General features: G+C 65.5%; 12 protein-coding genes. 9 read left to right on the top strand and 3 right to left on the bottom strand.

What is annotated here, in order from left to right; all coding sequences use genetic code 11:
* Nucleotides 1–102: 102 nt before the first annotated feature.
* The 8 genes from C2138_RS02580 to C2138_RS02615 all read left to right on the top strand — a co-directional run bounded on the left by C2138_RS02580 (nt 103) and on the right by C2138_RS02615 (nt 8,296).
* A complete protein-coding gene (locus C2138_RS02580) occupies nt 103–1,623 on the top strand; it encodes an ABC transporter ATP-binding protein (protein WP_108515295.1) in 1,521 nt (506 codons plus the stop codon).
* 50 nt (nt 1,624–1,673) lie between these two features.
* Nucleotides 1,674–2,909, top strand: coding sequence for an ABC transporter permease (locus tag C2138_RS02585; RefSeq protein ID WP_233245635.1), 1,236 nt, complete (start codon nt 1,674–1,676; stop codon nt 2,907–2,909).
* A complete protein-coding gene (locus C2138_RS02590) occupies nt 2,906–4,189 on the top strand; it encodes an ABC transporter permease (protein WP_408640566.1) in 1,284 nt (427 codons plus the stop codon). Before C2138_RS02585 ends, C2138_RS02590 begins: the two co-directional genes overlap by 4 nt.
* On the top strand, nt 4,186–4,605 hold the full coding sequence (locus C2138_RS02595; protein ID WP_108515296.1) for a cytidine deaminase: 420 nt from the start codon (nt 4,186–4,188) through the stop codon (nt 4,603–4,605). The genes C2138_RS02590 and C2138_RS02595 overlap by 4 nt, the downstream gene beginning before the upstream one ends.
* A gap of 43 nt (nt 4,606–4,648) precedes the next feature.
* Nucleotides 4,649–5,944 (top strand): thymidine phosphorylase, encoded by a 1,296-nt coding sequence (locus tag C2138_RS02600; protein WP_108515298.1) that lies wholly within the window; start codon nt 4,649–4,651, stop codon nt 5,942–5,944.
* A 113-nt stretch (nt 5,945–6,057) separates the two neighbouring features.
* A complete protein-coding gene (locus C2138_RS02605; protein ID WP_108515299.1) occupies nt 6,058–7,179 on the top strand; it encodes an adenosine deaminase in 1,122 nt (373 codons plus the stop codon).
* The gene (locus C2138_RS02610) at nt 7,179–7,625 is read left to right on the top strand and encodes a PTS sugar transporter subunit IIA (RefSeq protein WP_108515301.1); all 447 of its coding nucleotides are present in this window, start codon (nt 7,179–7,181) and stop codon (nt 7,623–7,625) included. The genes C2138_RS02605 and C2138_RS02610 overlap by 1 nt, the downstream gene beginning before the upstream one ends.
* Entirely contained in the window at nt 7,622–8,296 is a 675-nt protein-coding gene (locus C2138_RS02615) for a hypothetical protein (RefSeq protein ID WP_108515303.1), read from the top strand. The genes C2138_RS02610 and C2138_RS02615 overlap by 4 nt, the downstream gene beginning before the upstream one ends.
* A 5-nt stretch (nt 8,297–8,301) precedes the next feature.
* On the opposite strand, the gene C2138_RS02620 is transcribed toward C2138_RS02615, so the two are convergent.
* Together C2138_RS02620 and C2138_RS02625 are read right to left on the bottom strand one after the other, a co-directional pair.
* On the bottom strand, nt 8,302–9,984 hold the full coding sequence (locus tag C2138_RS02620; RefSeq protein ID WP_108515305.1) for a phospho-sugar mutase: 1,683 nt from the start codon (nt 9,982–9,984) through the stop codon (nt 8,302–8,304).
* Nucleotides 9,981–10,808 (bottom strand): purine-nucleoside phosphorylase, encoded by an 828-nt coding sequence (locus tag C2138_RS02625; RefSeq protein WP_108515306.1) that lies wholly within the window; start codon nt 10,806–10,808, stop codon nt 9,981–9,983. Before C2138_RS02625 ends, C2138_RS02620 begins: the two co-directional genes overlap by 4 nt.
* A gap of 121 nt (nt 10,809–10,929) precedes the next feature.
* On the opposite strand from C2138_RS02625, the gene C2138_RS02630 reads away from it, so the two are divergent.
* Nucleotides 10,930–12,366, top strand: a complete 1,437-nt coding sequence (locus C2138_RS02630; RefSeq protein WP_108515308.1) for an NAD(P)H-quinone dehydrogenase — start codon at nt 10,930–10,932, stop codon at nt 12,364–12,366.
* Nucleotides 12,367–12,523: 157 nt separating this feature from the next.
* Here the strand turns inward: C2138_RS02630 and C2138_RS02635 are convergent, their stop codons facing one another.
* Nucleotides 12,524–14,275, bottom strand: coding sequence for an acetyl/propionyl/methylcrotonyl-CoA carboxylase subunit alpha (locus C2138_RS02635; RefSeq protein ID WP_108515310.1), 1,752 nt, complete (start codon nt 14,273–14,275; stop codon nt 12,524–12,526).
* Between the last annotated feature and the right edge of the window lie 56 nt (nt 14,276–14,331).

Here is a 14,331-nt window from a genome sequence, read left to right on the forward strand (position 1 = left end):
CTCCCTTCTGCGTGTAGCTGCTGCTCACTTCGGTGAGAGCCGCGCAAATGAGCAGGCGCCCAGCCTGCGAATCGCTTTACCCGATCCCTAGAATCAGGAACCATGAAGCTCGAACTTCGCGGCATCACGAAGAGATTCGGTGCCCTCGTCGCCAACGACCACATCGACCTCGTGATCGAACCCGGTGAAATCCATGCCCTTCTCGGTGAGAACGGAGCGGGCAAGTCGACGCTCATGAACGTTCTTTACGGCCTCTACCAGGCCGACGAGGGTGAGATCCTGCTCGACGATGTAGTCCAGCACTTCTCGGGCCCTGGAGACGCCATGGCCGCCGGCATCGGCATGGTGCATCAACACTTCATGCTCATCCCTGTCTTCACCGTGGCCGAGAACCTCATGCTCGGCAATGAGCAGACCAAGGCGGGCGGCGTGCTCGACCTCGACAGTGCGCGCGCCAGGGTGCGCGAGCTTTCGGCGCGATTCGGCTTCGACATCGACCCCGATGCGCTGATCGAAGATCTCCCCGTCGGCGCGCAGCAGCGGGTCGAGATCATCAAGGCGCTCTCGCACGACGCCAAGGTTCTCGTATTCGACGAGCCGACGGCGGTGCTGACTCCGCAAGAAACCGACGAACTGATCACGATCATGAGGCAGCTCAAAGCGGCCGGGACCTCCATCGTCTTCATCACCCACAAGCTCCGCGAGGTGCGCGCCATCGCCGACCGCATCACGGTCATCCGCCTGGGCAAGGTCGTCGGCACCGCCTCGCCGACCGCCTCCAACGTGGAGCTGGCCTCGCTCATGGTGGGCCGCGCGGTCGAACTCACGGTCGACAAGGGCACATCGCACCCCGGCGGGCCCTCGCTCGTCGTTGACGACCTTTCTGTCGTTGATGTGCGCGGCAATCTGGTGGTTTCCCATGCCTCGTTCGACGTTCGCGCAGGCGAGATCCTTGTCATTGCTGGCGTGCAGGGCAACGGCCAGACAGAACTAACCGAGGCGCTCCTCGGCCTGCAGCACCGTGTCACGGGCAGCATCACCCTCGACGGTCAGGAGCTCACCGGCCGCAGCGTGCGCCGCATCCTTGATGCCGGGGTGGGCTTTGTTCCCGAGGACCGAACAGAACACGGCCTGGTCGCGGAGTTCAGCGTCGCCGAGAACCTCATGCTCGACCGCAGCACAGGAGAACCGTTCGTGAAGAACGGAAATCTGCAGCTGGGCTACCTCGCGGAGTTTGCGCGCGAGAAGGTTAAGGAATTCGACATCCGTACGCAGGGAATCGAGACCCATGCGGGTCGTCTCTCGGGTGGTAACCAGCAGAAGGTCGTTCTGGCGCGCGAACTGAGCCGGGACCTTCGGCTCTTCGTAGCAGCCCAGCCCACCCGCGGCCTCGATGTCGGGTCAATCGAGGTCGTGCACAAGCGCATCATCGAGACGCGCAACTCCGGGATTCCCGTGATCGTGATTTCGACCGAGCTCGACGAGGTTGTTGCTCTCGCCGACCGCATTCTCGTGATGTATCGCGGCGGAATTATTGGCATCGTGCCGGGAGACACCCCGCGCGATGTTTTGGGATTGATGATGGCCGGCGAAGCGCCGACCGGAACGGGGGCCGCCGCGTGAGCGACCAGAAACCTGCTGCAACGCCGCAGGAAGAGACCACCGAGCGCGCTGTGCCGGCACCGCCAGCGGAATCGCAGGAGGAGTCGAGGTGGCGCAAGGCTGGCCGCGACATCGCGGGTGGCTCCGCCATGATCTCGGTGCTTTCGGTGCTGATCGCCCTCGTGGTTGGCGCAATCATGATTGCGGCAACAGACGAGCGCGTTCAGGAGACGGCTGGCTACTTCTTCGCCCGGCCCGGTGACATGCTCAGCGCTATCTGGCAGTCGGTTTCCGGCGCCTACGGCGCGCTGTTCCAGGGGTCGATCTACAACTTCCGCCGAGAGGGATTCGCTGCTGGCATCAAGCCGCTCACCGAAACGCTCACGTTCGCCACCCCGCTGATCGCGGCGGGGCTCGGGGTCGGCCTTGCCTTCCGCGTCGGACTGTTCAACATCGGTGCTCGTGGCCAGATGCTCATGGCCGCAGCCGCCGCCGGATGGGTGGGCTTTGGCGTAGACCTGCCCCCCGTCATCCACGTGATCGTGGCGGTCATGGCCGGCATCATCGCGGGCGCCCTCTGGGGCGGCATCGTCGGGCTACTCAGGGCCCGAACCGGTGCACACGAGGTGATCGTCACGATCATGCTCAACTTCATCGCGCTCTACTTCGTGGCCTTCTTGCTGCGCACGCCCGGGGCGCTGCAGGCGCCGGGGTCTAACAACCCCAAGACTCCGCCCATGAAGGATTCGGCGATCCTGCCCGATCTCTTCGCCGGCTACAACCTGCACGCAGGGTTCATTGTGGTCATCGCGGCCACGGTATTTGTATGGTGGCTGCTCAACCGGTCGAGCATGGGATTCAAGTTCCGTGCGGTCGGCGAGAACCCGAATGCTGCGCGAGTCGCTGGCATCAACGTGAACAGCGTTTACATCTCGGCGATGCTCATTGCCGGCGGTCTGGCGGGCCTGGCAGGGGTGAACCAGGTCCTGGGCACTGTGACCTCTGGCTTCAGCCAGGGAATCGACGCGGGCATCGGATTCGATGCGATCACGGTCGCTCTCCTCGGGCGTTCGACCCCGTGGGGCATCTTTGCGGCCGGTCTTCTCTTCGGCGCGTTCAAAGCCGGAGGCTTCTCGATGCAGGCGGCAGAGGGTGTGCCGATCGACATCGTGGTCGTCGTTCAGTCGCTCATCGTGCTCTTCATCGCCGCGCCCCCGCTCGTGCGGGCGATCTTCCGCCTACCCGACCCGGGAACCGGCCCTCGCCGTCCCCGCCCCATCGTCACCCAGGAGGTGGAGGCCAAGTGAGCATCGTCACCACGACAGAGCCGACAACCGAAGGCGGGACGTCAACCGCCGTCATCACGAGCTGGAAGGTCCCGGTCATCCTGGGGGTCTTCACCGTAATCGCTGGTGTGCTGTTCCTCGCCCTCAGCCGTGGGCCAGAGTCCAGCACGTTCCGACTGTCGACACCGAGCGACGCGATCCAGCTCCCCGAGATCGTGCTCCCCACGATGGCGACCTGCATTGTGATCACCCTGCTTCTGGCCGCTCTCACCGGCTTCGCGGCCTGGACTGTCGCGCAGAAGCGCCGAGTGCCCCTGTGGGTGTCCGTCGTATTCGCCGTGCTGTTCTTGATCGGGTTTCTCACCTGGGCGGGCGCGGGAGCATCCCTGCCCATCTATGGCCTTTTGATTGGCACAGTGAGCCTGAGTGTTCCGCTGATCTTCGGTGCCCTTGGCGGCGTGATCTCTGAGCGCGTCGGCGTGGTGAACATCGCCATCGAAGGACAGCTGTTGGCGGGAGCATTCGCCTCGGCCGTTATTGCGTCCATCACGGGCAACCCCTATGCGGGTCTGCTGGGTGCCGCCGTGGCCGGCGTGCTCGTATCGTTCGTTCTTGCTGCCTTCGCGATCAAGTACCTCGTGGACCAGGTCATCGTCGGTGTTGTGCTCAACGTGCTTGTAACGGGCCTTACGAGCTTTCTGTTCTCGCAGGTGCTCTCGCAGGATCCGTCAGCGCTCAACAACCCGCCGCGGTTTGAGCGCATCGCCATCCCGTTCCTGAGCGAAATCCCCATCATTGGGCCCATGCTGTTCCGCCAGACGATGATCGTGTACTTCATGTACGTCGCCGTCTTCCTCGTCTGGTTCTGCCTCTTCCACACCAAGTGGGGGCTGCGCCTCCGCGCGGTCGGCGAGCACCCGAAGGCCGCAGACACCGTGGGCATCAAGGTCAACAAGCTCCGCTTCTGGAACGTGTCGCTCGCGGGCGCCATCGTCGGGTTCGGCGGCGCCTACTTCACCCTCGGATCCGTTGGGGCGTTCAACAAGGAGATGACGGCGGGGCTCGGCTTTATCGCCCTCGCCGCCGTGATCTTCGGCCGGTGGGATCCCATCAAGGCGACCCTTGCCGCCCTGCTTTTCGGGTTCGCATCCAACCTGCAGAGCGTGCTCGGCATCATCGGCTCTCCCGTGCCCAGCGAGTTCATGCTCATGCTCCCGTACATCATTACGATCTTCGCGGTCGCCGGTCTCGTGGGGATCTCCCGAGCGCCAGCGGCCTCGGGAAAGCCGTACATCAAATGACCTCGGTGACACCGGAATCCATCGACTGGGAGGCTCTGCGCCTCGCGGCGACGGAGGCGATGCACAAGGCTTATGTGCCCTACTCCAAGTTCCCCGTCGGAGCCGCGGCGTTTGCCGATGACGGCCGCATCGTCAGCGGATGCAACGTGGAGAACGCGTCGTATGGGCTCACCCTTTGCGCTGAATGCGCGCTCGTATCCGGGCTACACATGTCCGGCGGCGGCAAGCTCGTCGCCTTCACGTGTGTCGACGGCAATGGCGGCATTCTCATGCCGTGCGGGCGGTGCCGGCAGCTATTGTTCGAGCACTCGACCGAGGGCATGCTGCTGCAGACGGTTTCGGGCGTCAAGACGATTGACGAGGTCATCCCGGATGCCTTCGGCCCCCGACAGCTTGACGAGTACGCCGGCCAGTAACGCCCTGCCGGGAGCCCCGGCATCCGAAAGCTAGGAGCACCACATGGCCATCGAGCCCTTCGACACCGTTGACCTCATTCGCACCAAGCGCGACAAGGGGACGCTCAGCACGGAGCAGATTGACTGGCTGATCGACGCCTACACGCGTGGCTATGTGGGCGATGAGCAGATGGCCGCTATGACCATGGCGATCTTTCTGAACGGCATGGAGCGCGAGGAGATCCGCGATCTCACCCTCGCGATGATCGCCAGCGGCGAGCGGATGAACTTCGATTCGCTCTCGAAGGTCACGACCGATAAGCATTCCACCGGGGGAGTCGGCGACAAGATCACGCTGCCGTTGGCACCGCTCGTCGCCTCATTCGGAGTGGCGGTCCCTCAGCTCTCCGGTCGCGGGCTTGGCCACACCGGTGGCACTCTCGACAAGCTCGAGGCCATCCCAGGCTGGCGCGCAGACCTGAGCAATGACGAATTCTTTGCGCAGCTCGAAGAGGTAGGTTCGGTGATCTGTGCTGCCGGTGCTGGCCTCGCTCCCGCCGACAAGAAGCTCTATGCCTTGCGCGACATCACGTCGACCGTCGAGGCGATCCCCCTCATCGCGTCGTCCATCATGTCGAAGAAGATCGCCGAGGGCACGGCATCGCTTGTGCTCGACGTGAAGTTCGGCTCGGGGGCCTTCTTGAAGGATCCCGCGCGCAGCCGCGAGCTTGCTCAGACGATGGTGGCCCTCGGCAAGGATGCCGGGGTGGCGACCGTCGCGCTGCTCACCAACATGAACGTGCCGCTCGGCCTGGCCATCGGCAACGCTAACGAGGTTCGGGAGTCTGTGGAGGTGCTCGCGGGCGGCGGCCCGGCCGACGTTGTCGAGCTCACGATCGCGCTCGCGCGCGAAATGCTCGCTTTGGCAGGTCAGCCCGATGCGGATGTCGAGGCGGCGCTCAAGGACGGGCGCGCAATGGACACCTGGAATGCCATGATCCGCGCCCAGGGTGGCGACCCGGATGCCGCGCTGCCCGTCGCCAAGGAAACCCACGTTGTCACCGCTCCGCGCTCCGGGGTTCTCGTTCAGCAGGAGGCGCTGCCGTTTGGCGTCGCCGCCTGGCGGCTCGGGGCGGGCCGCGCACGAAAGCAGGATCCCGTGCAGCACGCTGCGGGCATCGACCTGCATGCCAAGCCCGGCGACACGGTCGTCGAGGGACAGCCGCTCTTCACGCTCTCCGCGGATGAGCCCGAGCGCTTTGCCAGGGCGCTTGAAGCGCTCGAGGGCTCCTGGCGCATTGGCGACGAGGGCGACGCCATCGACGATGGCGGCCCATTGATCGCGGATCGAATCGCCTGAGCTACCGAGCACAGGAGGCTCGTTCGACTCAGTTGGCCGCAACGGGGATGGTGCGACCGCGTGTGCGACCGTACGCCATCTCGGAGCTGCCTCTGAGCGGGTAGATTTGTCACATGACTACTGCGCCTGACGACCTGCTCCTCCCCAACGGTCGGGGCAACATCACCCGGCTCCCCAAGGTGTCGCTCCACGATCACCTCGACGGTGGCCTCCGCCCGCAGACGATCGTCGAACTCGCCGACACGATCGGTCTCGACCTGCCGGCATCCGACGCGACGTCGCTCGGAGCATGGTTCGCCGACAGCGCGGACTCCGGCTCGCTCGTCGACTACCTCAAGACTTTCGACGTGACGACTGCCGTCATGCAGACCACGGAAGGACTTGAGCGTGTCGCCCGCGAGTTCGTTGCCGACCTCGCCGCCGACGGTGTGATCTATGGCGAAATTCGCTGGGCTCCCGAACAGCACCTCACCCGCGGTCTGAGCCTCGACGAGGTAGTCGAGGCCGTGCAGCAGGGGCTGGATGCCGGGGTGCAGGATGCACAGAACGGCGGCCACGACATCCGTGTTGGCCAGCTCGTTACGGCCATGCGCCACGCCGACCGCGGCCTCGAGATCGCAGAGCTGGCCGTGCGTCACCGCAACAATGGTGTGGTCGGCTTCGACTTCGCTGGCGCGGAGGCGGGGTTCCCGCCGAGCAAGGCGCGCGCCGCGTTCGACTATCTCGCCGCCCACTACTTTCCGGCAACAGTGCACGCCGGCGAGGCCGACGGCCTGGCCAGCATCCAGAGCGCCCTCGTTGACGGCCGGGCCCTCCGGCTCGGTCACGGCGTTCGTCTCGCCGAGGACATCACGATCGACAGCACCGATGACGAGGCGACCTATGTCACGCTCGGTGTGCTCTCGCAGTGGGTCAAGGACCGCGAGATCGCTCTCGAACTGAGCCCATCGAGCAACCTGCAGACCGGCGCGATCGCCGCATGGGGCGACGACCTCATCGACCACCCGTTTGACCTGCTGTACCAGCTCGGCTTCCGCGTCACGGTGAACACCGACAACCGCCTGATGAGCCGCACCACTCTGAGCCGCGAACTCGCGCTGCTCAGCGAGGCATTCGGATATGACCTCGATGACCTCGAGCGTTTTCAGCTCAACGCCGCTGCCGCAGCCTTCCTCCCCGTCGAGGAGCGCCAGGAGCTAGCCGAGGCGATCTCGGCGGGCTTCGAGGAAGCCTAATGGCCCTGCCCGCCCTGTCGGCCGACGGTGTTGTGCTCCGCGCAGACGCCGCAGACTGGCGCGCCGCCGTTCGGCTTTCAGGTGCGGCACTCGTGGCCGCCGGGTCGACCCGCCCCGGCTATTCCGACGAGATGATCCGCATGATCGAGGAGCACGGCCCCTACGTGGTCATCGCCCCTGGGCTCGCGCTGGCCCACGCGCGACCAGGCCCGGAGGTACTCGCAGACGGTCTCTCTGTCGTGACGCTCGCGACTCCTGTGGTCTTTGGGCATCCGCACAACGATCCGGTCTCCGTCGTGCTTGGTCTGGCAATCCGCCACTCCGATTCTCATCTGGCATCGGTTGCGGCCATCGCGAACCTGTTCAACGACTCATCGGTAATCGGCGCTCTTATGGGGGCGACCTCGGCCGAGCAGGTGCTCGACATCATGCGGTTTCCTGAGTGACCGGCGCTTCGTCGCTGTCCACGCCGACGCGACAGCGGGTGGCGTGCATCCATGTGCATCACGGCAACATCGCCTACCTCGATGAGGTCCTCGCAGCTCTCGACGCCGACGGTGTCCACTATGTCGATCCAGGGCTGCTGGCGCGGCTGACGCGGGACGATTCGTTTTCGGATGCCGATGGGCGATCCCGCACCGTCGAACAGTTGGCATGGATGGCGGCCGCTGGTGCGGATGCCCTCGTGGTCACCTGCACGGCCTACGCCGCTCTCGTGCCGGCAGAGCCTAACCTCGCGATGCCGGTGCTTGTGGTTGACGAGCCCCTGTTCGAGAGCATCTGCGCCTCGGCGCGGCCTCGCAGGCTGTTCTTCACGAACCCGTCAACCGTGGAGCCAACGATCACACGACTGCGCGACTATGCGGCCGCGAGGGGGGTCGACTGCGATTTCACCGTCGAGCTGATTCCGGAGGCCTTCGAGCTCTTCGTTGCCGGGCGAGCTGCCGACCACGACGCCCTTCTGGCGTCGAGCTTGGAGAGCCTGACTCGCGCCGATGCCGGAGGGTCGGCGTTTGCGATGCAGCTGTCGATGACAACGGCCGCGCGCCGAGTCGCCGGGATGGCAAACCCGCTCGACAGCCTTGCGCGGGCGCTCGCCCAGACCCTGGGCCGTTAGAGCCCCTACGCGACGAGAACCCGAACTGCCTGCTCCAGCTCGTCGACGATGGTCTGAGCCGCAGCGCGACGCAGACGAGCGGGGCCCTCGGCAACGGCCGCGTCGATATAGACCTTGAGTTTGGGCTCGGTGCCGCTGGGGCGCACGATAACCCGAGATCCACCCTGCAGACTGATGCGCAGGATGTCGCTGGGGGCAAAGTCGTCGAGCCCGTTAACGAAGTCGTCGATCGAGGTGACCGCGAGCGACCCCAGCACCGTCGGAGGGGTCTGTCGCAGCCTGGCCATTGTGGAGCCAATCACGCTCGTATCCGTTACGCGGACCGACACCTGCGACGACGCGAATGCGCCGAACTCGGCGTCGAACCTAGCCTGATGCTCGGCGAGGTTGCTGCCCGCCGATTCAAGCTCAGAAACGAGGGCGAGAAAGTCGAGGGCGGCGGAGATGCCGTCCTTGTCGCGAACCTTGTCGGGGTCGACGAGGTAACCCAGGGCCTCCTCGTAGCCATAGGCCAGGTCGTCGACGCGAGAGACCCATTTGAAGCCCGTGAGGGTGTCGGAATAGGGCAGGTCATAGCGGGCCGCGATGAATCGAAGGGCAGGACTGCTCACAACGGATGCTGCGAGAGCACCGATGCGCCCCGTGCGAGAGAGCTTCTCGGCTGCACGCCAGCCCAGCAGGGTGCCGACCTCATTGCCCGAGAGTCTGCGCCACCCGCTCGCCTCGGCAGAGTCGGGCACGGCAACGGCGAGGCGGTCAGCATCCGGGTCGTTGGCGATGATGAGCTGGGCGCCAGCCTCGGTAGCGGTGGCGTAGGCGAGATCCATGGCCCCCGGCTCCTCGGGATTGGGGAACGCCACGGTGGGAAAAGCGGGATCAGGCTGCACCTGGGTGGCAACGAGAACCGGCTCGGCAAAGCCAGCGGCGAGAAAAACGCGCCGGGCGACTTCGAGACCAACACCGTGCATTGCCGTGTAGACGTAGCTGAGGGGCGCGGCCGTCGCCGGAGCGAGCTCCACGGTGCGGCGGATGTATTCCTCGACAACCGCGTCGTCGGCGGTGGCGTACTCCGCGGAGCGCGGCAGGGAGTCGAGGGTGCGCTCAGTGGCGACCTTTGAGATGTGCGCCTCAATTTCGGCGTCGGCCGGTGAGACGATCTGTGACCCGTGCGATGCCCCGCCCAAGTAGACCTTGTAGCCGTTGTCGTTCGGCGGGTTGTGGGATGCCGTGACCATGACCCCGGCGCTCACGTCGAAGTGGCGAACGGCGAAAGCGAGCACGGGAGTGGGCAGCATTCGGGGCAGCAGGATGGCCCGCACCCCGGCCCCCGCCATGATTTCGGCGGTGTCCTGGGCGAAGATGCTCGAATTCTTGCGCCCGTCGTAGCCGATCACGATGGAGGGGGAGTCGAAGTGCTCGACGAGGTAGGCGGCGAGTCCCGCGGCTGCCTGGGTTACGAGAACCCGGTTCATGCGGTTGGGCCCCGCGGCAAGTTCACCGCGCAGCCCCGCCGTGCCAAACACGAGGCGAGAGTCAAAGCGGGAACGCAGCTCGGCGATCGCCGACTCTGATCCTGCCGAAGCCGCATCAACAAGTGTGGTCAGCTCGGCGCGAGTCTCGGCGTCGGGGTCTTGGTCGCGCCAGGCGATTGCGGCATCGAGGAGCGCCTCGGGTGCGCCGCCGTTCACAGCGCCTCCACGATTGAGGCGAGGAGGCGGCTAATCACGGGCTCGGCGTCGCGCCCGGCCTCGATGACCTCTGCGTGGCTCAGGGGGGTCTTCTGGATGCCCGCGGCGAGGTTCGTGATGAGCGACATGCCCAGAACCTCCATGCCTGCCTGGCGGGCGGCGATCGCCTCGAGCGCCGTCGACATCCCCACAATGTCGCCACCGATGATCTTGGCCATCTGAACCTCGGCGGGCGTCTCATAGTGCGGCCCGCGGAACTGCGTGTAGACGCCTTCGTCGAGGCTCGGGTCGATGCCCTTAGCGATGGCCCTGAGGCGGGACGAATACAGATCGGTCAGGTCGACAAACGTAGCGCCCTCGAGAGGAGAGTCAGCCGTGAGGTTGATGTGGTCGCTAATGAGCACGGGCGTGCCGGGCTTCCACGTCTCTTTGATTCCCCCGGCGCCATTGGTGAGGATCATGATCGAGGCACCCGTGGCCGCTGCCGTGCGCACGCTGTGCACGACTCTGCGCACTCCGTGGGATTCGTAGTAGTGGGTGCGAGCGCCGATCACGAGGGCGCGCTTGCCGCTCGGCAGCAGCACGGAGCGGATGGAGCCCACGTGGCCTTCAAGGGCAGGCTTGCTGAACCCGGTGATCTCGGTCGCGGGGATGGTCGCGGTCGTTTCGCCGATGAGGTCAGCGGCCTTGGCCCATCCAGACCCCAGCGTCAGGGCGATGTCGTGGCGTTCGACGCCTGTCTTGTCGGCGATCTCCGACGCCGCCCGGGCCGCGATCTCGAAGGGGTCGGCCGTGGGGTCTGAGAGAGGGTGCTGTTCAACCATCCGTCCACCTTATTGTGCGCTCCGCGCGCAGAGAACAGTCGTGCTCAGGAGTGCAGAGCCTCGCGGCGCGTCGCCCCTGCTGGATTGTCGCTTCTGGGCGAAGCGGGGGAGAATGGGATGCATGGCCTACCAGTTTGAACGCACCCACCGAATCGCAATCATCGGAGGGGGGCCTGGCGGCTTCGAGGCGGCTCTCGCCGGGGCCCAAATGGGGGCAGAGGTCACTCTTGTCGAACGCGTGGGGGTGGGCGGCTCCGCCGTTCTCACTGACGTCGTGCCGAGCAAGACGCTCATCGCTACGGCAGAGGCCGCCCGCGCGATCAGCGACGCAGGGGATCTCGGCGTGCAGTTCTTTTCGCGCGACGACTCCGGGCGTCCCGTTCGCCCCGAGGTCGCGGTGAACCTGCGGGCCGTCAACCAGCGGCTACTTCGCCTCGCGCGGCAGCAGTCCGAAGACATGAAGTCGCAGCTTGTTCGTGCCGGGGTCACCATCGTTCAGGGCGACGGCCGGCTGGATGGGCCGAACAATGTTGTCGTTTCGACCGGCAAGGACAAGGCTCGCAAAGACTTCGACACGATCGAGGCCGACACCGTCGTCGTTTCGGTAGGCGCACGCCCCCGCGTGCTCAGCTCGGCCATGCCCGACGGGGAGCGCATCCTCACCTGGACCCAGCTCTACAACCTCGACACGATCCCCGAACATCTGATCGTGGTCGGCTCCGGCGTCACCGGTGCCGAGTTCGCCTCCGCCTATAACGCACTCGGTGCAGAGGTCACGCTGATCTCTAGCCGTGACCAGGTGCTCCCCGGCGAAGATGCGGATGCCGCCAGGGTGATTGAAGACGTCTTTACGCGGGCAGGCATGACGGTGATGAACAAGAGCCGCGCCGAGAGCATCGTGCGCACCGACACCGGTGTCGTGGCGACCCTGACCGACGGGCGCACCGTCGAGGGTAGCCACTGCCTCATGGCGGTCGGCTCGATCCCCAACACAGCGGGAATCGGGCTTGAGGATGCTGGCGTTCAGCTCACCGACTCCGGTCACATCCGCGTCAACCGAGTAGCGCGCACCTCGATGCCGTCGATCTATGCGGCCGGTGACTGCTCTGACTTCTTCCCTCTCGCATCCGTTGCCTCCATGCAGGGCCGCACGGCCGTCTACCATGCCATGGGCGACGCCGTAAACCCGACCGAGCTTCGCAATGTGACCTCCAACATCTTCACGCAGCCGGAGATCGCATCGGTGGGCTGGACGCAGCGTCAGATCGAGGACGGGCTCGCCCAGGGTGTGATCTACAAGCTGCCGCTCGTGCAGAACCCTCGCGCCAAGATGATGGGAATCAAGCACGGTTTCGTCAAGCTCTTCGCCCGCACAGGATCGGGAACCATCATCGGTGGCGTCGTGGTGGCGCCCAGGGCATCCGACCTCATCCTGCCGATCTCCATTGCGATCGAGCAGCGGCTCACCGTCGACCAGGTGGCGAACGCGTTCGCCGTCTACCCCTCGCTCTCGAGCAGCGTCACTGACGCGGCCAGGGCGCTGCACATCGTCAACTAGCGTCGCTCGGGCGCTCTCTTGCCCTGTCGAGGGGCGCCACATGCGTCTTCGCGAGCCAGCGGAAGGCGCATTTCGTGCCCCTCAGCGGGGATTTGGGTGCGCAAGCAGGCTCGGGCGCGCAAGCGGTGGCGGCTGCGGGGGCGCCCCTCAGCAGGGGTTAGACGATGCTGAGCAGCACGTGGCCGGACGAGACCGTAGAGCCTACGGCCGTGTTGATGCCGGAGATCGTGCCGTCCTTGTGTGCGGAGAGCGGCTGTTCCATCTTCATGGCCTCAAGCACCAGCACGAGGTCGCCCTTGACGACCTTGTCGCCCTCGTTGACGGCGAACTTGATGATGGTGGCCTGCATGGGCGCGGTGATCGTGTCTCCGGTCGACGTCGAGACGCCGCCACCCCCGCCGCGGCGACGGGGCGCAGCGGAGAGCGTTGCCGCGCCGGCTGTCGGAACGATTCGCCCAGGGAGGCTCACCGAGACGCGCTTGCCGTCGACCTCAACGGTCACGCTGCGGCGCTCCGGCGCGGGGCCCGAGTCTTCGAGCTCGCCGCTCCACGGCTCGAGGTTGCCCGCGAACTCAGTCTCGATCCAGCGGGTGTAGATGCTGAAGGGGCTGGAGGTGAAGGCGGGGTCTCGCACGATGGCGCGGTGGAATGGCAGCACGGTCGGCAAGCCAGCTACCTCAAACTCGTCGAGGGCGCGGCGCGAGCGCTCAAGCGCGTCCTCGCGGCTGCTGCCCGTGACGATGAGCTTGGCGATCATGGAGTCGAAGGCGCCGCTGATGACGTCTCCCGTGGTGACGCCGCTGTCGACGCGCACTCCGGGGCCGCCGGGAACGCGGAACACGTGGATGGGGCCGGGGGACGGCAAGAAGCCACGCCCGGGGTCTTCTCCGTTGATGCGGAACTCGAAGGAGTGGCCGTGCGGCACGGGGTCCTCGTAATCGAGCACGCCGCCCTCGGCGAGTCGGAACTGTTCGCGCACGAGGTCGATGCCCGTGACCTCTTCTGAAACAGGATGCTCAACCTGAAGTCGGGTGTTGACCTCGAGGAACGAAATTGTGCCGTCCTGGCCGACGAGAAACTCGCAGGTGCCGGCGCCGACGTAGCCGACCTCTCGCAGAATCGCCTTGGACGAGCTGTAGAGCAGCTCGTTTTGGGCATCGGTGAGGAACGGTGCCGGGGCTTCTTCTACGAGCTTCTGGTGGCGACGCTGGAGGGAGCAATCGCGGGTGCTGATCACGACCACGTTGCCGTGAGCATCCGCCAGGCACTGGGTCTCCACATGGCGGGGCTTATCGAGGTACTTTTCGACGAAGCACTCGCCGCGGCCGAAGGCAGCGATGGCCTCGCGGGTGGCTGACTCAAACATCTCGGGGACTTCTTCGCGGGTGCGAGCGACTTTGAGGCCGCGGCCGCCGCCGCCGAATGCTGCCTTGATGGCGACGGGGAGCCCATGCTCATCCACAAAGTCGAGAACCTCGTCTGCGCCGCTGACGGGGTTGAGGGTTCCTGGTGCCAGCGGAGCGCCGACCTTCTCCGCGATGTGGCGGGCGGAGACCTTGTCTCCGAGCTTCTCGATGGCCTCGGGGGATGGACCGATCCAGATCAGGCCTGCGCCGATGACCTGACGCGCGAAGTCTGCATTCTCGGCCAAGAATCCGTAGCCAGGGTGCACGGCGTCGGCGCCGGAGCGGCGGGCGATCGAGAGGATCTTGTCGATGACGAGGTAGGTGTCTGCGCTCGTGCTGCCGTCGAGCGAGTAGGCCTCGTCGGCAAGGCGCACGTGGCGGGCGTCGCGATCTTGGTCGGCGTAGACGGCAACGGAGGAGATGCCAGCGTCCTTAGCGGCCCGGATGATGCGCACGGCAATCTCGCCACGGTTAGCGATAAGGACCTTCGAGATACGGGGCATAGTTGTTCAGCTTATTCGCCCTTGGGACCGGTTCTTTGGATAAGGGTCACAAAAAT

Origin of the sequence: Salinibacterium hongtaonis (genome assembly GCF_003065485.1) — a bacterium.
GTDB classification, from domain to species: Bacteria; Actinomycetota; Actinomycetes; order Actinomycetales; family Microbacteriaceae; genus Homoserinimonas; species Homoserinimonas hongtaonis.

Coding starts and splice junctions, on each gene's coding strand:
- C2138_RS02580 (WP_108515295.1), top strand. CDS start 103: ATGAAGCTCGAACTTCGCGGCATCACGAAGAGATTCGGTGCCCTCGTC.
- C2138_RS02595 (WP_108515296.1), top strand. CDS start 4,186: ATGACCTCGGTGACACCGGAATCCATCGACTGGGAGGCTCTGCGCCTC.
- C2138_RS02600 (WP_108515298.1), top strand. CDS start 4,649: ATGGCCATCGAGCCCTTCGACACCGTTGACCTCATTCGCACCAAGCGC.
- C2138_RS02605 (WP_108515299.1), top strand. CDS start 6,058: ATGACTACTGCGCCTGACGACCTGCTCCTCCCCAACGGTCGGGGCAAC.
- C2138_RS02610 (WP_108515301.1), top strand. CDS start 7,179: ATGGCCCTGCCCGCCCTGTCGGCCGACGGTGTTGTGCTCCGCGCAGAC.
- C2138_RS02625 (WP_108515306.1), bottom strand. CDS start 10,808: ATGGTTGAACAGCACCCTCTCTCAGACCCCACGGCCGACCCCTTCGAG.
- C2138_RS02630 (WP_108515308.1), top strand. CDS start 10,930: ATGGCCTACCAGTTTGAACGCACCCACCGAATCGCAATCATCGGAGGG.
- C2138_RS02635 (WP_108515310.1), bottom strand. CDS start 14,275: ATGCCCCGTATCTCGAAGGTCCTTATCGCTAACCGTGGCGAGATTGCC.